Genomic DNA, 16591 nt, shown 5'->3' on the forward strand with positions numbered 1-16591 from the left:
CGCAGCTGCGGGCGATGGTCGAGCCGGGCCTCATCACGGCCGCCGCGCTCCAGGCCGTGCGCGAGCGCGTGGCGCCGGGCGTCACCACGCTCGAGCTCGACGCCGTGGCAGCGGAGGTCATCCGCGGGCGCGGCGCCGAGTCGAACTTCCAGCTCGTGCGCGGCTATCGGCACACGGTCTGCGCATCGGTGAACGAGCAGGTCGTGCACGGCATCCCGAACGATCGGCCGCTCGAGCCGGGCGACATCCTGTCGGTCGACGCGGGCGCGCAGTTCCAGGGCTGGAACGGCGACTCGGCGATCACGATCGTCCTCCCCGATCCGGAGCGGCCCGAGCTCGTGGCCGCGCGGCAGCGGCTCTCGCAAGTGACCGAGCAGTCGCTGTGGGCCGGGATCGCGGCGATGGCGTCGGCCCGACGGATCGGCGAGATCGGCGACGCCGTGCAGACCTCGATCGAGGCGTCGGGCGAGGGGTACGGCATCCTGCGCGATTACGTCGGCCACGGCATCGGGCGCAAGATGCACGAGGCCCCCTCGGTCTTCAACTACCGGGTCGCCGACCTCGGACCCGAGGTCAAGCCTGGGTTGGTCCTCGCGATCGAGCCGATGGTGGTGGCCGGGTCGGAGGAGACCTTCACCGAGGACGACGACTGGACGGTCTCGACCGTCGACGGCTCCGACGGCTCCCACTGGGAACATAGCGTCGCCGTGCATGATGGGGGCATCTGGGTTCTCACGGCCCCCGATGGTGGCGCCGAGGGGCTCGCCCCGTATGGAATCGTGCCGACGGAAATCGGCTGAGGAGAGATGTGATGGCCACTGCGGCGACGGGTAAGACGAACTGGTTCGCGATCTGGGTGTCGACGGCCGTCGTCGTGGTCGTGGCGCTGATCATCGGGCTCGTGGTCTGGATGAACAACGCCGCCACCGACCCGGGTACCCCGCCCACCGGATCCGGCATCGAGCAGGAGACCGGCGCGATCGTGGTCGGCGAGGGATCGCAGACGCTCGACACGTACATCGACTTCATGTGCCCGATCTGCGGCCAGTTCGAGACGACGTACGGCCCCGAGATGCTCGACCTCGTCGCCGACGGCACCATCACGTACAGGATCCACCCCATCTCGATCCTCGACCGTGCCTCGCAGGGCACCGAGTACTCCACGCGCGCCGCCAACGCGATGTACTGCGTCGCCGAGGCCGACCCCGACGCGGCCGTGCCCTTCATGCAGGCGATGTTCGAGCAGCAGCCCGCCGAGCAGACGGCCGGCCTGACCGATGAGCAGATCCTGCAGATCGCCGCAGATGCCGGCGTCACCGACATCGACTCGTGCGTCGCCGATCGCACCTACGGTTCCTACGTCGAGTCGATGACCAAGGAGACGCCGATCCAGCCCGGCGCGGCCGGCATCGGCACCCCGACCATCGCCGTCAACGGCGAGACGATCTCGAACAGCACCATCCCCGCCCGCGGCTCCTTCGCCACGCTCTTCGACTGAGTCGCGGCCGCGGTCGCGGTCCGCGACTGTCACCGGGACACCTGCGGCGCCGATCGCGCGCGGGGGCGACGCGCCGGGGGAGATACGACGAGTTGCCGGGGCGTGCGGTAGCGCGTATGCTTGATCTTTGGTGCGTTGCGCCTTCATCGGCGTGTCACCGACAATCCCATCCAACGCAGACCGACCGGTCTGCACAACTGTAAGCGAGCGTATGGCCAAGAAAGACGGTGTCATCGAGATCGAGGGCGTGATCTCCGAGGCTCTGCCGAACGCGATGTTCCGCGTCGAGCTGAGCAACGGACACAAGGTCCTCGCCACGATCTCCGGAAAGATGCGGCAGAACTACATCCGCATCATCCCGGAAGACCGCGTCGTCGTGGAGCTCAGCCCCTACGACCTCACCCGCGGTCGCATCGTCTACCGCTACCGCTGAGACCGGTCGAGAAGTAACGCCCCGGGCCCCTGCCCGTCGGCGAAGACAGCGAATCAGGAACATCATGAAGGTCAACCCCTCCGTCAAGCCCATCTGCGACCACTGCAAGGTCATCCGTCGCCACGGTCGCGTCATGGTCATCTGCAAGTCGAACCCGCGTCACAAGCAGCGCCAGGGCTGATCGGATGCCGCGCCCGCGCGGCCGTCGACACCCACAACTCGATATCTTCCAGCAGCACCAGAACCCGCTCCGCTCGACGGACGGGGGACACCTCGGGACGAAGGCCCGGGCACCGATGCTGCTCCACACCTTCGACTACTCCTAGGAGAACCGCATGGCACGTCTTGCCGGCGTCGACATCCCGCGCGACAAGCGCGTGGTGATCGCCCTCACGTACATCTACGGCGTGGGCCGCACCCGCTCGAACGAGATCCTCGCAGCGACGGGGATCGACGAGAACATCCGCGTCAAGGACCTCAGCGACGACCAGCTCGTCGCGCTCCGCGACTACATCGAGGGCACCTACAAGGTGGAGGGTGACCTGCGCCGCGAGGTCGCCGCCGACATCCGCCGCAAGGTCGAGATCGGTTCCTACGAGGGCATCCGCCACCGCCGTGGCCTGCCTGTGCGCGGTCAGCGCACCAAGACCAATGCGCGCACGCGCAAGGGTCCCAAGCGCACCGTCGCCGGCAAGAAGAAGGCGCGCTAAGGCGCGGCCCCCACAGGTTTAGGAGAACACGCACATGGCACAGGCCAAGTCCGCAGCGCGCAAGCCGCGCCGCAAGGAGAAGAAGAACATCGCGCTGGGCCACGCCCACATCAAGTCGACGTTCAACAACACGATCGTCTCGATCACCGACCCGTCGGGCGCCGTCATCAGCTGGGCCTCCTCGGGTGGCGTCGGCTTCAAGGGCTCGCGCAAGTCGACCCCGTACGCCGCCGGCATGGCCGCCGAGTCCGCTGCGCGTCAGGCGCAGGAGCACGGCGTGAAGAAGGTCGACGTCTTCGTCAAGGGCCCGGGTTCGGGTCGTGAGACCGCGATCCGCTCGCTGACGGCCGCCGGTCTCGAGGTGGGCTCCATCCAGGACGTCACCCCCCAGGCCCACAACGGCTGCCGTCCCCCGAAGCGCCGCCGCGTCTGAGCTGACACGGATCCGGATGCCGCACCGCGCGGCATCCGGAATTCCGTCGTTTCCTTGAAAACTCAACACCTCACTGAATTGCACGTGTCATATAGCGGGCACGTGATCGAAAGGAACACATAGTGCTCATCGCACAGCGTCCCACTCTGACCGAGGAGAAGATCGGCGAGTTCCGCAGCCGGTTCGTCGTCGAGCCGCTCGAGCCCGGCTTCGGCTACACCATCGGCAACGCCCTGCGCCGCAGCCTGCTGTCGTCCATCCCCGGCGCCGCCGTGACGAGCATCCGTTTCGACGGCGTGCTCCACGAGTTCAGCACCATCCCGGGCGTGAAGGAGGATGTCACCGAGATCATCCTCAACATCAAGCAGCTCGTGGTCTCGTCCGAGCGCGACGAGCCCATCACGGCGTACCTGCGCAAGACCGGTGCCGGTGAGGTCACGGCCGCCGACATCTCGGCTCCCGCCGGTGTCGAGGTCCACAACCCCGAGCTGGTCATCGCGACGCTCAACGACAGCGCGAAGTTCGAGCTCGAGCTCACGATCGAGCGTGGCCGCGGCTACGTCTCGGCGACCCAGAACCGCAACGAGTACGCCGAGGCCGGTCAGATCCCGATCGACTCGATCTACTCGCCCGTGCTCAAGGTCAGCTACCGCGTCGAGGCCACCCGTGCCGGTGAGCGCACCGACTTCGACAAGCTGGTGCTCGACGTCGAGTCGAAGTCCTCCATGTCGCCGCGTGACGCCGTCGCGTCGGCCGGTCGCACCCTCACCGAGCTGTTCGGTCTCGCCCGCGAGCTGAACGTCGAGGCCGAGGGCATCGAGATCGGCCCCGCGCCGGTCGCCGAGGTTCTCACCAACGAGCTGTCGATGCCGATCGAGGACCTCGATCTGTCGGTGCGCTCGTACAACTGCCTCAAGCGCGAGGGCATCAACACGGTGTCCGAGCTGGTCGCCCTCTCGGAGACCCAGCTCATGAACATCCGCAACTTCGGTCAGAAGTCGGTCGACGAGGTGCGCGACAAGCTCACGTCGCTCGGTCTGTCGCTGAAGGACTCGGTCCCCGGGTTCGACGGTGCGCACTTCTACGGCGGATACGACGACGAGAACCTCTGAGCCCCTCTTTCTTTCTGGAGTAACAAGACATGCCTAAGCCCACCAAGGGTCCCCGCCTCGGAGGCGGCCCCGCACACGAGCGCCTGCTTCTCGCGAACCTCGCCGCGGCCCTGTTCACGCACAAGTCGATCACCACGACCGAGACGAAGGCCAAGCGCCTGCGTCCCTTCGCCGAGCGCCTGGTGACCTTCGCCAAGCGCGGCGACCTGCACGCGCGTCGTCGCGTCGCGGGCATCATCGGTGACAAGAGCGTCGTGCACGAGCTCTTCGCCGAGATCGCTCCGCTGGTCGCCGAGCGCGAGGGCGGGTACACCCGCATCACGAAGATCGGCAACCGCAAGGGCGACAACGCCCCCATGGCGGTCATCGAGCTCGTCCTCGAGCCGGTCACCCCGAAGCCGAAGTCGGCGAAGAAGTCGGCCGCTGCGGCGCCGGCCGCCACCGAGGCTCCGGTCGAGGAGGCTCCGGCCGAGGCTCCCGCCGACGACACGGCCGCCGACGCCGGTGCCGAGTCGCCCGAAGAGGGCGCCGCGGCCGAGGCTACGGCCGAGGACGCCACCGAGGCTCCCGCCGAGGACGACAAGAAGTAACAGCGTCTCGCGCTGACCCGACAGGCCCGCACCCCTCGCTGAGAGGGTGCGGGCCTGTCGCATGTGTCAGGGTGGAGGGGTGAGCGAGCACAGGCTGAGCGCGCGCGTCGGCGCCGCACCCGATCCCGCCCTTCCGGCAGAGCAAGCCGGTGTGACGCTGTGGCGCACGGCGAGCGTGGACGACATCGATGCCATCCACGGCGTCCTCGCCGCCGCCGATCGCGTCGACCACCCCACGTGGACCACTCCGCGCGAGGAGGTCGCCGAGACCTTCGAGCTCTCGCACGTCGACCATGCTCGCGACACGCTGATCGCCTTCGACGATGCCGGCGAGGCGCTCGCGGTCGGCACCGTGACGCTGTATCCCGCGCGCGATGAGCGCCTGCACGTGCACCTCTCGGGCGCGGTGCGTCCCGAGCACCGCGGACGGGGCATCGGCACGGCCCTGTTCGCGTGGCAGCATGAGCGCGCCCGTCAGCAGCTCGTCGAGGCGGCGACGGGTGACGCGGCGTCCGCGCTTCCCGCCGAGATCCAGATCTACGCCGCCGAGAAGGATGCGGCCCTCGCACGCATAGCCGAGGGCCACGGATACCGCACGGAACGCTGGTTCTCGACGATGCACCGCGATCTCACACAGCCGATTCCCGAGCTCGCCGCCGTCGCGGGCATCGAGCTCGTGCGGTATTCGGCCGACCGTGCAGAGGACGCGCGATTGGCCCGGAACGACGCGTTCCGCGACCACTGGGGAAGCCTGCCGAGCCAACCTGAGCGTTGGCAGCAGTTCATCGGAGGCTCGTTCCTTCGGTCCGAGCTGTGCACTCTGGCGCTCGACGACGGCCGGATCGTGGCGTTCTGCCTCGCCTCGGTCAACGAAGAGGACTTCGCCGTCCTCGGACCCAACGCCTACATCGATCTCGTCGGGGTGGTGCGGTCGCACCGGGGTCGCGGGCTGGCGCCCCGGGTCATCGCCTCCTCGCTCGCCGCGATGCGCGACGCGGGGCTCGGGGTCGCTGTGCTGGATGTCGACACCGAGAGTCCGACCGGTGCCAACTCGCTCTACGGCGCGCTGGGCTTCACCGCCTACGAGAAGGACCGCGTGCTCGTCCGCCGCTACTGAGCGGACTCGCCGAGGAGATCGCCGAGCACCGTGCGGGTGCGCTCGGCCGCCCACTCCGCCGTCGCCCGGCGCGTCTCGGCACCGTCGACGGCCAGTTCGACGGTCTGCGCGAACACCGCGCCGCCTCGGGCGCCGGGGTGGATCTGGTCGGCTGCGAGCAGGTCGGTGTGCGGTGCGATCGCGGCCGCCCAGTCCGCCACCGCGACCCGCGAGTGCGATGCGGCGAAGGCGGCCAGGTCGCGATTGACGCCCGGGATCCACTCGCGGGGAGCCGAGGCGTTGACGAGGATGACGTACCGCTCCGGCCCCGCGGCATCCACGATCGCCTGCAGCGCCTCGGACGAGACCGCACCGTTCGTGCCGAGCGCGACGACGACGTAATCGCGAAGCGTGCCCGCCGCCGCGCGTTCCTCGACGATCCGGGCCCCGGCCCAGACCGATCTCGACACCTCCGCGTCGATGTCGATGCCGGGCAGGGCCTCGAGCAGGCCCGGGGCCGAGGCGAGCATGACCGAGTCGCCGATCGCGCTCACGCGCGCCCCGTCGACGCTCTGCTCGCCGGGGCCGTCCGCGGCGCCGGCTCCGTCGCCGTTCGTGGCGACGGGGGTCGGGGTGACGCGCGCCTGATCGAGGGCGTGGCGCCCGGCATCGACGGCGGCCTGGCTCGAGGTCTCCGCGGGGGCCGCGGCCACGGCAGCGGCGGTGCCGCCGAGCGCGACGAGAGCCGCCGCAGCGAGTGCGAGGGTCGCGAAGCGGCGACCGGGGCGGGCGGCGAACCCCGACCGCACCCGGTGCCACGCGCCGCGGAAGCCGTGGCGGCGGATCGGCTGCTCGATCCAGCGGTACGACGCGGCCGAGAGCGCGAGCGTGGCGCCGAGCACGGCGAGCCCGGCGGGCACCGGCACCCCGATGTCGGGTCCCGCGCCGGTGAGCTCGAACGTGACGAGCACCACGAGGGGCCAGTGCCACAGGTAGATCGCGTACGACCGCTCACCGACCCAGCGCAGCGGCGGGACGTCGAGCGCGCGCCCGAACCATGATCCGGGCCACGCGGCCACCGCCACGGCCACCGCGGCGAGGAGCGATGCCACGATGCTCGACCCCGGGAACGTCACGCCCTCCTGCCCGCCGACCGTGGCGGTCACGACGAGACCGATCACGGCGAGCCCGCCCACGACCGCGCCCCACACCGGACCGACGCCGGCGATCGAGGTGCGCCGCGCGATCGCCCCGTGGAATGCGAAGGCGAGCGCGACACCCACCAGGAGTCCGAACGCATGCGTGTCGGTGCCGAAGTACACGCGAGTGAGATCGGCGCCGCCGGAGAGGTTCACCGTGGCCCAGGCGGCGGAGGCGATCGCGAGCGCGAGGGCTGCCAGCGCCCGGCGCCGGCGCCCGGGAAGCAGCAGGAAAAGCGGCAGCACGAGGGGCCACACGAGGTAGAACTGCTCCTCGACGGCGAGCGACCAGAGGTTGCGGAAGATCTCGGGGTCGGCCGCGGAGAAGTAGCTGCCGCCGTCGGCCATCGAGATCCAGTTGTAGGAGAAGGTCGCCGCCCCCACCACCTGCTGCCCGAGGTCCACCAGCACGTCACCGCCCACGATCCACGCGAACGAGGCCGATACGCACACGACGACCGCGAGGGCCGGGATCAGGCGCCGCGCCCGCCGCGCCCAGAAGCGCCGCAGATGCACGCGGCCGTCGCGGGCGCGCTCGCGCAGCAGCAGTGTCGTGATGAGGAACCCCGAGATCACGAAGAACACGTCGACGCCGATGTAGCCGCTGCGCAGCAGCCAGGCCGGGAACAGGTGGTAGAGCACGACGAGCAGCACCGCGAGGGCGCGCAGGCCGTCGAGCCCGGCGATGCGGGCGCGCGGAAGCGGAGGTGAGGTCATGCGGTGATGTCCGGGGCGTCGGGGGGACGGGGCGTCGGGGCGGGGCGTCGACGGCATCCCAGTGTAAACGGCGGGCCCGGAGGGGTGTGGTAGACCGGTGTGTGATGCGGTCCGTGTTCGAGAAAGAGTGGGCGATGAGCTCTGCTGAGGTGCTGGTGCTGGGCGAGGCGTTGGTCGACATCGTCGAGACGGACGGCGACGTCGTCGAGCACGTCGGCGGGAGCCCCGCCAACGTCGCGGTGGGGGTCGCGCGCCTGGGCACGCCGGTTCGCCTCGCGACGCGGCTCGGTCGCGACGCGCGGGGTGAGCGAGTGGCCGAGCACGTCCGCTCGTCCGGTGCCGAGATCGTCGAGGGTTCGTGGACGACGACCCCGACCGACACCGCCCGCGCGCGCATCCGACCCGACGGTTCGGCGGAGTACGAGTTCGCCGTGGCGGGCGTCGTGCCCCCGGCGTTCGACACCGACGTCGCGCTCGTCCACACCGGCTCGATCGCGCTCTTCCTCGACCCGGGGGGCGAGACCTGCCTGGCGGCCCTCGAGGCCGCACGCGGGCGCGCGATCGTGACGGTCGACCCCAACATCCGTCCCGCACTCGTGGGCGCGCGCGAGACGGCGCTGGCCCGGTTCGCCCGCGCCGCGGCCGCCGCCGATCTCGTCAAGCTCAGCGACGAGGATGCCGCGTGGCTGTGGCCGCACGCGGAGCCCGTCGAGGTGCTCGAGACCGTGGCGGCGCTCGGCCCCCGGGCCGTCGTCATCACCCGCGGCGGCGACGGCGCGATCGGACGCGGCGCCGACGGGGCCGTCGTCGAGGTGCCCGGGGTGGCGGTGGCCGTCGCCGACACGATCGGTGCCGGCGATTCGTTCATGGCGAGCCTCATCGCGACGCTCGTCGAGCGCGGCGTGCCCGAGGATGCCCCAGCGCTCGAGCACGCGATGGCCGTGGCGGCCCGTGCTGCGTCGATCACGGTGTCGCGGGCGGGCGCGAACCCGCCGACGCGCGCCGAGCTGGCGGCCTGACGGGTGCGGCTGCGACTGGACATCGCATACGACGGCACCGCCTTCTCGGGGTGGGCCCGGCAGCCGCAGCTGCGCACGGTGCAGGGGTCCGTCGAGGCGGCCGTCGTGCGGGTGCTGGGCGGCGACGCGCAGCTGGTGGTCGCCGGACGCACCGACGCGGGTGTGCACGCGTCGGGCCAGGTCGCCCACCTCGACCTCACCGAGGCGCAGGAGGCCCGGCTCGGCCGTGGGCGACGGTCCGAGCCCGAGGCGCTCGCCGCCCGGCTCAACGGCGTGCTCGGTCGCTACGCCGACGTCCACGTGCACGCGACCTCGGTCGCACCGGCGGGCTTCGACGCCCGGTTCTCGGCGGTGTGGCGCCGCTACGCGTACCGGATCGCCGATCGCACCGTGGGTTACGACCCTCTCGAGCGTTTCCGCACGACCTTCGTGCCCGCCGCGCTGAACGTGTCGGCGATGGATGCCGCCGCGCGCAGCCTCGTCGGCCTCCACGACTTCGCGGCCTACTGCAAGCCGCGCCCCGAGGCCACGACCATCCGCACGCTGCTCGAGTTCGACTGGCGTCGCGACCCCGCCGGAGTGCTCGTCGCGAACGTGAAGGCCGATGCGTTCTGCCACAGCATGGTGCGCGCTCTCGTAGGCGCGTGCGTCGCCGTCGGCGAGGGGCGGCTGGAGGTCGAGGACGTCGCGGTGCTGCGCGACGCACGGCAGCGGACGAGCGCGTTCGCGGTCCTCGCGGCACGCGGACTGACGCTCACCGAGGTCGGCTACCCGGCCGACGACCTCCTCGCCGCGCGAGCGGAGCAGACCCGCGCTCGCCGCGCAACAGACACCTGACCGAAAGGATGCGGGCGTAGCCTGGCGACACCATGAAGGTCATCTCGTACAACCTGCGCAAGCACCGCGCCGCGCCCGAGCTCGCCGAACTCGTCGAGCAGCACGGAGCGGACGTGCTCTGCCTGCAGGAGGCCGACACCACGGGCATCCCCGAGACGATCGGCGGGCTGCGACTGGCCGAGGCCACGGCGCGCAACCGGCTGGGCCTCGCGGTCTACTACCGTCAGAACACCTACCGCGCGGTGGAGGTGCGGTCGCTGGCGCTGAAGAAGTCGCTGCACGACCGCGTCCTCAAGCCGGCCGAGGAGCGGATGCTCGGGGTTCGGCTGCGCGACATCGACCATGGTCGCGATTTCATCGTCGCGAGCTTCCACGCCGCACCGCTCACCGCGCTCAACTCGCTGCGGCGCAACCAGATCCAGGCGGCGCTCGCGTCGCTCGCCGAGCTCGGCGAGGGGCTGCCCATCCTCATGGTGGGCGACTACAACTACCCCGTGTTCAAGGAGAACCTGGGGCAGGTCGTGCGCAAGCAGGGGTACGAGCTGACGCTGAGCGACACCCGCACCTACACGCGGTACAAGTTCTTCCGCGGCCACTACGACTTCGCCACGAGCATGGGGTTCGAGATCGCCCGCGTGCAGACGCTGCCGCAGGGGCTGAGCGACCACCTGCCCATCCTCGTCACGGCCGAGCCCCGCTGAGGCGGCGGGCCGTGCCCGTCGTCCCCGTACACTTTGGGTACGGCGACCGGAGGGAACGATGATGCGACGCTGGGCGACGGCCGCCGCGATGACGGTGATCGCCGTGGGGCTCGTGGGCTGCGGCCCCGCCCCCTGGAATCTTCCCTCGGACGGCGACTCCGGAACGCCCGAGGGGCCCGCGCCCTCGCCGAGCGTCTCGCGCTCGGCGGTGCCGCCGCCGGTGCCGAACGACCTCTCGAGCGGCTCCACCGAGCGCCAGGTGACGGCAGGGCCGGTCGCGGGAGCTCTGAACTACTGGTCGGACCTGTCGATGGACCGGTGGTCGGCGACGGCCCTGAAGCCGGTGAGCCTCTCGCTCGTGACGACCGTGACCCCCGACGACGGTCAGCGGGTGTACCTGCAGAAGGCGACGATGATCGCCGTGCCCGGAAACGCCGAGGGAGACCTCGGACCGCTCGCGCCCACGGCCGACCAGTCCGCGACGAACCCGGGGTATCTCGTGCTCTCGCCCTACAGCTATTCGCAGACGTTCTACGTCGGCGAGGTGCCGCCCGAGGCGACCTTCGTGACGATCCGGTTCACCTACGACTTCCTCGTGCAGACGACCCCGACCTCGGACGAGTACGCGAAGCAGACGGCCAGTGACAGCCTCACCGTCGCGATCGCACCGCAGTCCGCGGGCTGAAAGCTCAAGACCGGCGCAAGACCTTCTGAAGAGATCCCCCGACGGCCGTTCCGGGCCGGGGCGGGGTGGTTGTATGGCGAAGCCCGCGGACACCCGACGCCGGCCTCCCCGCCTTGAGAGAAATCTGGTCCCCATGCCGTCGCGCCGTCCCTCCGTCCTCCGCACCGCCGTCGTCGCGGGCGGGCTCGCCCTCTCGCTCGTCGCTCTCGGAGGCTGCGCGCAGCTGACCGACATGATCGACTCCGTCCAGGGCGAGCCGGTCTCGGCGGTGCCGGCACCCGCCCCGTCGCAGTCGCCGGCGATGGCCTTCAACTCGCAGTTCACCTACGACGGGTCGGTGGCGCTGTCCTCCGACGTGGCCCAGGACCTCGAGCTGCGATTGGACGTCTGGGCACAGAACCCCAAGCGCACGCAGGAGTGGACCGCCGACGCCGAGAAGACCTTCGGTTTCGCCGTCAACGTGCACGACAACCGTGTCGACGAGAAGTCGGTTCTGTCGGAGAAGCGGCGCGTGTTCATCTCGTCGATCTCGATCACCTCGCAGACGGCGCAGACCTCCGGCCAGGTGCAGAACCCCTTCCAGTTCAGCGCCGACCCCCGCACGCTCGTTCCCACCGACACCATCCGCTCCGATCGCGGACTCCTGCTCAACAGCTTCCAGGGCGGGCTGTACGTGCCCGAGACCGTCGTCCACGGCCTCCCCGCCGACACCTACGGGATGACGCTCGAGTTCGCGATGACGGTGTGGGTCGAGGGGAACGCCAACGACGAGGCCAGCTTCACCCAGCAGACGGTGTACCAGTACCTGCCCGTCGCCATCTTCACCGACGCCCAGGCCCAGGCGGCAGCACCCGCGCCGAGCGCGACCCCGTGATCGCCCCCGATTCTTGCGCAGAAATTGCGGTTCCCTTGAACGCGTCTGAACGCGCGGGGTTCCACAATGGATCCAGGCCGGCACGAGCCGCCTCCGACCCCGCACAGGACGTGATCGCATGACCCAGACGCCGTACACCGCGACACCGGCGTTCGCGCACCCCGCCGCCGCCGCAGCGCCGGCGGAGCTCCAGCGAGCCGAGCACTTCGACGCGCCCTTCAGCGACGACTTCGAGTCGGTCCTCGAGAACGCGACGGTCCACCGCTCCACGATCGGCTGCGTCATCCCCGCCTACAACGAGGAGGAGTCGATCGCCGGCGTGATCGAAGGCCTCCTCAGCCAGTCGCGTGTGCCCGACGTCATCCACGTCATCGCCAACAACACCTCGGACAACACGGTGAAGATCGCCGCCGGCTACGCGGGACCCCACGAGGTCACCACCGAGCTGGGCACGCAGTTCACCGAAGTGTTCGTCCACGACATCGGAAAGAACCCCGACAAGAAGGTCGGTGCGCTCAACTACGGCTACTCGCTCGTCGAGGGCTATGACTACCTGCTCGGTGTCGACGGCGACACGATCGCCGATTCCCGCGCCGTCGAGTACCTCGAGTCCGAGGCCGTCGGCGACTCGCGCATCGGCGGCATCTCGGCCATCTACTCGATCGACGACCGGCCCATCAAGGGCACCATCGCGAAGTTCCTCATCGCCGGCCAGCGCACCCAGTTCGCCGCCTTCAACATGCAGAACCTGCTGCGCGGGCGAAACATGGCCGTCCTCGGCGGGCAGTTCTCGATCTTCTCCACCAACGCCCTCCGCGACGCGATGAAGGCGAACCACCAGTCGACCCCGTGGGTCAAGGACTCCGAGGTCGAGGACTCGCTGCTGTCGCTGCAGATCAAGAGCGCCGGCTACCTGACCAAGATCAGCCCGTACGCCCGCGCCAACGTGGGCGGTATGACCACCCTGAAGGGTTACGACGCCCAGCAGGTGAAGTGGACCTACGGCGCCATCGAGCTGATGTGGCCGGGCCAGCGCGGCGACACGAAGGGACAGCCGTTCCACCCGAACCTGCGCCTGCGGTGGTTCGAGAACTTCGGCATGCTCACGAACCTGTTCGTGCGCGTGGCCTTCCTCATCCTGCTCGCCGGGTCGCTCTCGATCAGCGCCTTCGTGTTCTCGCCGCTGTGGTTGATCCCGCCGGTGGTCGCGATCGCGCTGAACCTGCGCATGGCGCTCAGCATCAAGGACCGCAACCGGCGCGACATCCTCTTCGCTCTGCTGGTCTTCCCGGCCGAGGCGTTCATGTGGGTCCGGCTCGGTCACTTCATGCGCTCGTGGTCGCGCTTCCTCTCGAAGAAGAAGGTCGACAACTGGGCCATGCAGGCCAAGGCCGAAAGCGGCGGCGGCAGCATCGGGCACTGGATGCCGATGCTCATCCTCGTCGCCGTGCTGCTGGCCATGGCGGTCGTCTGGAACCTGATCGGACCGGTCGCGCAGTCGTCGATCCTGTGGATCGGCTGGCCGATCGTCGGCGTCGTGACGGTGCTCCAGACGCTGCTGATGTTCACCAAGCTGGTGCGTCGTCAGAACGGCTACCAGGTCTGACGCGGCGTGACGCGGCGACGGTCGCCCGGGCCGATCAGGCCGGGGCGGCCGTCTCGGACGTCATGCGGTAGCCGACGCCGCGCACCGTCTCGATGTAGCGGGGCGTCGTGGGGTTGTCGCTGAGCTTGCGGCGGAGGTTCGTCATGTGCGCCTCGATGGCGCGCTTGTCGGCCTCGCCGACGAAGTAGCTGGTGACATACGACTCACCGCGCAGGACGAGGGTGAGGTCGGCCTTCGAGCGCACGCGTCGCTTCGACGCCATGAGCGTCGACAGCAGGTCGAACTCGGTGCGGGTGAGCTCGAGCTCACGGCCGGCGACGTAGGCGAGACGGGTGTCGGTGTCGACCTGCAGGTCGCGATGGGTCAGCCACTGCTCGCCGCCGGTGGTGACGATCTCGCCCGCGGGCTGGTGCACGACGAGCTCGGAGCCCGATGAAGGTGCGGGTACGATCGCGACCGCGTCGGAGGCGCGGTGGACGATGATCGGCTGCTGCGGCGCCTGCGGCTGCTGCTGCGGCGGCGCGTAGACCGGCTGCGGCGACGGCTGGGGCTGCGGCGCCGGAGCGGCGGCCGGCGGTGCGGCATCCGGGAACTGCGCGATGTACTCCTCGTACGACAGCGGCGATCCGGGTGCGGCGGTCGGTGCCGGACTGCCCGCCGGACGGGCTCCGGGGAACGAGGGGCCGACGGAGTCCTGCCGGGGAGCGTGCTGCTGCGGCGCCGCGGCACGCGGGCGGCGCAGCAGCGCGTCGACGCGCGCGCGGAACTCGCGGGGGCGGAACGGCTTGACGATGTACTCGTCGGCGCCGGCGCCCAGACCCAGCACCACGTCGGCCTCCTCGGAGAGCCCCGTGAGCATGATGATGTAGGTGTCGCTCTGAGCTCGGATGCGGCGTGCCGCCTCGAACCCGTCGATGCCGGGCATGTTGACGTCGAGGGTCGTCAGCAGCGGACGGTACGAGAGCACCGCCTGGATGCCGTCGATCCCGTTGCCGACAGAGACGGTCGAGAACCCCGCGGCCTCGAGCACCTCCACGAGCAGATGCCGGATGTCCGGGTCGTCTTCGACGATGACCGCGGTCTTCAGCTGCTCCGGCGTCATGCTGATCTCTTCTTTCGCTCAGGTCGGGGTAATTTTGCCACAAGCGGGGCGCTGGCGGTGCCGCCCGTTCGGGGGACAGGTCAGCCCGTCGCGCCCTGCGTGAGGGCGACGGCGCCCTGAGGCCACCAGACGCCCGCGTCCGGCCCGCCGTTGCACGGTCCGTCGCTCTCGCCGGGGGGCTTGATCCAGAGGTTGGTATCGACGACGTCGTCGCCGTAGGTGCCGCTGGGGTCGCCGACGGTGCGGCCCGCGGGGTTGCACCACTCGCCGTCGCTCGGCGCGCCGGATCCGTTCCGCGAGGTGTCGACGAGAGCGTGCATGCCCCCGAGCCGGTCCGACAGCGCGCGAGCGTAGGCGAACTCGTCGTAGGTGCTGTTGAAGTTCGACACGTTGGTCACGAACCCGCGCACCCCGTCGCCGGCGACCTGGCGCACGAGGTCGGCCATCGTCTCGGCGCCGAGCCAGTTCGAGTGTCCGCCGTCGACGTACACCCACGTGTCCGGTCCGGTGAGTCGACCGATCGCGCCGCGCAGCTGCTCGACCCGCTCGGCGACGTTGCCGCACTCGGGTGCGAGCGCGAGGCTGTCGGGCTCGACGACCACGACCTTCGTGACGTCCTTCGCGGAGCGCAGCGCCGTGCCGATCTGCGAGGTCCACGTCTCGTAGTCGGCCTCGTCGAGGCCGCCCGCGGAGTGGTTGCCGCAGTCGCGCCCCGGCAGCCCGTAGACGACGACCGCGAGTGTGGCGTCGCTCTCGCGGGCCTCGTTCGCGAGGTTCAGCACGCGCGGTCCCACCTCGCCGATCGGATCCTGCTCCGGGGTGAGCCAGTACGCGGTCGGCTGCGCCGCGAGGTACTCGGCGGCGGCGACCTCGTCGGCCGCGCCTCCGGCGGCCGCGGCCCGCGCGGCCTTCGACTCCTCGGGTGCGACGAAGACCGTGCCCACGCCGGGCGGGCGTGCGGTGAGCAGCTGGAGTCCGTTCGTCACGAGCGACACGGCGATCGCGACGGCGGCGACGATGAGGGCGACGCCGACGACGATGAGAGCGATCCAGCTCCAGCGCGGCATCCGCCGGCGCCGCGGCGCGGCGGCGGGACGGTGGGTGGGGGCGGGCGGCTCGTAATGCCCGGTCACGACGTATTGCCGTGGGGGCTGGGAGCGCGGTCGCCTTCTCACGCGTCGACTCTAATCGGTGCGTGCGACGGCGCGGGCCGGGTTGCGACGCGCGAGCCGCGTTAGCCTGGGCAGGACGCGGGCTCCGATCCGGCGAGAGGGAGCGATCCACATGAACGATGTCATCCTCGGTGTGACCGATGCGCCGGCGACCCGTGCCCGGGAGTGGGCGATGCTGCGGGCACGAGCCCGCGGGGCGGAGGTGCGCGAGCTGCTCATCGCACCCTCGCGGGACGACGTCGACGAGGCGGTCGCGGCGACCGCCGGGGCCGAGATCCTCGTGCTGCCCGCCGAGCACGGGCACTCGTACCGCGGCATCCTCGCCCGTTCCCACTGCCCCGTCGCCGTCGTCCCCGAGCGCGCCGACGACGACGTCGACCGCCACGGTGTGCTCGTGGGGGTGGATGCGTCGGAGGTCTCGGAGCATGCCCTCGCCTTCGCCGCCGCCGAGGCGGCGCGCATCGGCGAGCCGCTGATCGCGCTCGCGGCGTGGGAGCCGGTGTCGGTGGGAACCGAACCGGGCATGGACCTGTGGACGGGGCCGATGCCGGTGGACCTGACCGAGGCGACGGCCGGGATGCTGGAGCGCATGCTCGAGCCGGTGCGGGCTGCGCACCCGCAGGTGACGGTGCAGACGCGGATCGACGTGGGCGACGCCTCCGCGGTCATCGAGGAGGCCTCGCGCTCGGCGGTGCTGACCGTGGTCGGGTCGCACGGCCGCACGGGCCTGTCGCGGCTGCTGCTCGGGTCGGTCAGCGAGCACGTCGTGGCCCACGTCGCCTCGCCCACCGTGATCGTCCGGTGAGG

19 protein-coding genes are annotated in these 16591 nt (G+C 70.5%); 16 read left to right on the forward strand and 3 right to left on the reverse strand.

The features are described 5' to 3' along the window. Window positions 1–14 precede the first annotated feature (14 nt). The 9 genes from map to HW566_RS10805 all read left to right on the forward strand — a co-directional run bounded on the left by map (window position 15) and on the right by HW566_RS10805 (window position 5893). Complete coding sequence (gene map / locus HW566_RS10765) at window positions 15–800, forward strand: type I methionyl aminopeptidase (RefSeq protein ID WP_372955802.1); 786 nt, start codon at window positions 15–17, stop codon at window positions 798–800. A gap of 11 nt (window positions 801–811) precedes the next feature. Then, a complete protein-coding gene (locus tag HW566_RS10770; protein ID WP_178012771.1) occupies window positions 812–1498 on the forward strand; it encodes a DsbA family protein in 687 nt (228 codons plus the stop codon). A 211-nt stretch (window positions 1499–1709) separates the two neighbouring features. After that, window positions 1710–1931 carry a translation initiation factor IF-1 gene (infA, locus tag HW566_RS10775; RefSeq protein ID WP_017201569.1) on the forward strand — a complete coding sequence of 74 codons (222 nt, stop codon included), beginning with the start codon at window positions 1710–1712 and terminating at the stop codon, window positions 1929–1931. A 64-nt stretch (window positions 1932–1995) separates the two neighbouring features. Continuing rightward, window positions 1996–2112: a 50S ribosomal protein L36 gene (gene rpmJ, locus HW566_RS10780; protein WP_005050492.1), complete on the forward strand. Its 117-nt coding sequence runs from the start codon at window positions 1996–1998 to the stop codon at window positions 2110–2112. Window positions 2113–2266: 154 nt separating this feature from the next. Continuing rightward, window positions 2267–2641, forward strand: coding sequence for a 30S ribosomal protein S13 (rpsM, locus tag HW566_RS10785; protein ID WP_178012773.1), 375 nt, complete (start codon window positions 2267–2269; stop codon window positions 2639–2641). 34 nt (window positions 2642–2675) lie between these two features. Continuing rightward, the gene (rpsK, locus tag HW566_RS10790; RefSeq protein ID WP_023954078.1) at window positions 2676–3074 is read left to right on the forward strand and encodes a 30S ribosomal protein S11; all 399 of its coding nucleotides are present in this window, start codon (window positions 2676–2678) and stop codon (window positions 3072–3074) included. Window positions 3075–3196: 122 nt separating this feature from the next. Next, window positions 3197–4186: a DNA-directed RNA polymerase subunit alpha gene (locus HW566_RS10795; RefSeq protein WP_178012775.1), complete on the forward strand. Its 990-nt coding sequence runs from the start codon at window positions 3197–3199 to the stop codon at window positions 4184–4186. A gap of 29 nt (window positions 4187–4215) precedes the next feature. Next, window positions 4216–4776, forward strand: a complete 561-nt coding sequence (gene rplQ, locus HW566_RS10800; protein WP_178012777.1) for a 50S ribosomal protein L17 — start codon at window positions 4216–4218, stop codon at window positions 4774–4776. A 79-nt stretch (window positions 4777–4855) separates the two neighbouring features. After that, window positions 4856–5893, forward strand: a complete 1038-nt coding sequence (locus tag HW566_RS10805; protein WP_178012779.1) for a GNAT family N-acetyltransferase — start codon at window positions 4856–4858, stop codon at window positions 5891–5893. On the opposite strand, the gene HW566_RS10810 is transcribed toward HW566_RS10805, so the two are convergent. Next, window positions 5887–7788, reverse strand: coding sequence for an acyltransferase family protein (locus HW566_RS10810; RefSeq protein WP_178012781.1), 1902 nt, complete (start codon window positions 7786–7788; stop codon window positions 5887–5889). The two genes, HW566_RS10805 and HW566_RS10810, sit on opposite strands and share 7 nt — an antisense overlap. Window positions 7789–7922: 134 nt before the next feature. Here HW566_RS10810 and HW566_RS10815 point away from each other — a divergent pair, with 134 nt between their 5' ends. From HW566_RS10815 to HW566_RS10840, 6 genes are all read left to right on the forward strand, one after another. Next, window positions 7923–8807, forward strand: coding sequence for a PfkB family carbohydrate kinase (locus HW566_RS10815; RefSeq protein WP_178012783.1), 885 nt, complete (start codon window positions 7923–7925; stop codon window positions 8805–8807). A 3-nt stretch (window positions 8808–8810) separates the two neighbouring features. Beyond that, window positions 8811–9644 (forward strand): tRNA pseudouridine(38-40) synthase TruA, encoded by an 834-nt coding sequence (gene truA / locus HW566_RS10820; RefSeq protein WP_178012785.1) that lies wholly within the window; start codon window positions 8811–8813, stop codon window positions 9642–9644. A 32-nt stretch (window positions 9645–9676) separates the two neighbouring features. Further along, complete coding sequence (locus tag HW566_RS10825; protein ID WP_178012786.1) at window positions 9677–10345, forward strand: endonuclease/exonuclease/phosphatase family protein; 669 nt, start codon at window positions 9677–9679, stop codon at window positions 10343–10345. 58 nt (window positions 10346–10403) lie between these two features. Then, the gene (locus HW566_RS10830) at window positions 10404–11030 is read left to right on the forward strand and encodes a hypothetical protein (RefSeq protein ID WP_256728673.1); all 627 of its coding nucleotides are present in this window, start codon (window positions 10404–10406) and stop codon (window positions 11028–11030) included. A 133-nt stretch (window positions 11031–11163) separates the two neighbouring features. Then, window positions 11164–11904 carry a fructose 1,6-bisphosphatase gene (locus HW566_RS10835; protein ID WP_178012790.1) on the forward strand — a complete coding sequence of 247 codons (741 nt, stop codon included), beginning with the start codon at window positions 11164–11166 and terminating at the stop codon, window positions 11902–11904. Window positions 11905–12022: 118 nt separating this feature from the next. After that, the gene (locus tag HW566_RS10840) at window positions 12023–13510 is read left to right on the forward strand and encodes a glycosyltransferase family 2 protein (protein ID WP_178012792.1); all 1488 of its coding nucleotides are present in this window, start codon (window positions 12023–12025) and stop codon (window positions 13508–13510) included. Window positions 13511–13544: 34 nt separating this feature from the next. Here HW566_RS10840 and HW566_RS10845 read toward each other — a convergent pair whose 3' ends face one another. Together HW566_RS10845 and HW566_RS10850 are read right to left on the reverse strand one after the other, a co-directional pair. Further along, on the reverse strand, window positions 13545–14612 hold the full coding sequence (locus HW566_RS10845) for a response regulator transcription factor (protein ID WP_178012794.1): 1068 nt from the start codon (window positions 14610–14612) through the stop codon (window positions 13545–13547). A gap of 80 nt (window positions 14613–14692) precedes the next feature. Next, on the reverse strand, window positions 14693–15787 hold the full coding sequence (locus tag HW566_RS10850; protein ID WP_256728674.1) for a glycoside hydrolase family 6 protein: 1095 nt from the start codon (window positions 15785–15787) through the stop codon (window positions 14693–14695). A 109-nt stretch (window positions 15788–15896) separates the two neighbouring features. Here HW566_RS10850 and HW566_RS10855 point away from each other — a divergent pair, with 109 nt between their 5' ends. Next, complete coding sequence (locus tag HW566_RS10855; protein WP_178012796.1) at window positions 15897–16589, forward strand: universal stress protein; 693 nt, start codon at window positions 15897–15899, stop codon at window positions 16587–16589. Window positions 16590–16591 lie beyond the last annotated feature (2 nt).

Origin of the sequence: Microbacterium oleivorans (assembly GCF_013389665.1) — a bacterium.
Classification (GTDB): domain Bacteria; phylum Actinomycetota; class Actinomycetes; order Actinomycetales; family Microbacteriaceae; genus Microbacterium; species Microbacterium oleivorans_C.

What these genes read in the sequence shown, in the direction of transcription:
- map (WP_372955802.1), top strand. Translation starts at nt 15, where the DNA reads ATGGTCGAGCCGGGCCTCATCACGGCCGCCGCGCTCCAGGCCGTGCGC.
- HW566_RS10770 (WP_178012771.1), top strand. Translation starts at nt 812, where the DNA reads ATGGCCACTGCGGCGACGGGTAAGACGAACTGGTTCGCGATCTGGGTG.
- infA (WP_017201569.1), top strand. Translation starts at nt 1,710, where the DNA reads ATGGCCAAGAAAGACGGTGTCATCGAGATCGAGGGCGTGATCTCCGAG.
- rpmJ (WP_005050492.1), top strand. Translation starts at nt 1,996, where the DNA reads ATGAAGGTCAACCCCTCCGTCAAGCCCATCTGCGACCACTGCAAGGTC.
- rpsM (WP_178012773.1), top strand. Translation starts at nt 2,267, where the DNA reads ATGGCACGTCTTGCCGGCGTCGACATCCCGCGCGACAAGCGCGTGGTG.
- rpsK (WP_023954078.1), top strand. Translation starts at nt 2,676, where the DNA reads ATGGCACAGGCCAAGTCCGCAGCGCGCAAGCCGCGCCGCAAGGAGAAG.
- rplQ (WP_178012777.1), top strand. Translation starts at nt 4,216, where the DNA reads ATGCCTAAGCCCACCAAGGGTCCCCGCCTCGGAGGCGGCCCCGCACAC.
- HW566_RS10810 (WP_178012781.1), bottom strand. Translation starts at nt 7,788, where the DNA reads ATGACCTCACCTCCGCTTCCGCGCGCCCGCATCGCCGGGCTCGACGGC.
- HW566_RS10815 (WP_178012783.1), top strand. Translation starts at nt 7,923, where the DNA reads ATGAGCTCTGCTGAGGTGCTGGTGCTGGGCGAGGCGTTGGTCGACATC.
- HW566_RS10825 (WP_178012786.1), top strand. Translation starts at nt 9,677, where the DNA reads ATGAAGGTCATCTCGTACAACCTGCGCAAGCACCGCGCCGCGCCCGAG.
- HW566_RS10830 (WP_256728673.1), top strand. Translation starts at nt 10,404, where the DNA reads ATGATGCGACGCTGGGCGACGGCCGCCGCGATGACGGTGATCGCCGTG.
- HW566_RS10835 (WP_178012790.1), top strand. Translation starts at nt 11,164, where the DNA reads ATGCCGTCGCGCCGTCCCTCCGTCCTCCGCACCGCCGTCGTCGCGGGC.
- HW566_RS10840 (WP_178012792.1), top strand. Translation starts at nt 12,023, where the DNA reads ATGACCCAGACGCCGTACACCGCGACACCGGCGTTCGCGCACCCCGCC.
- HW566_RS10845 (WP_178012794.1), bottom strand. Translation starts at nt 14,612, where the DNA reads ATGACGCCGGAGCAGCTGAAGACCGCGGTCATCGTCGAAGACGACCCG.
- HW566_RS10855 (WP_178012796.1), top strand. Translation starts at nt 15,897, where the DNA reads ATGAACGATGTCATCCTCGGTGTGACCGATGCGCCGGCGACCCGTGCC.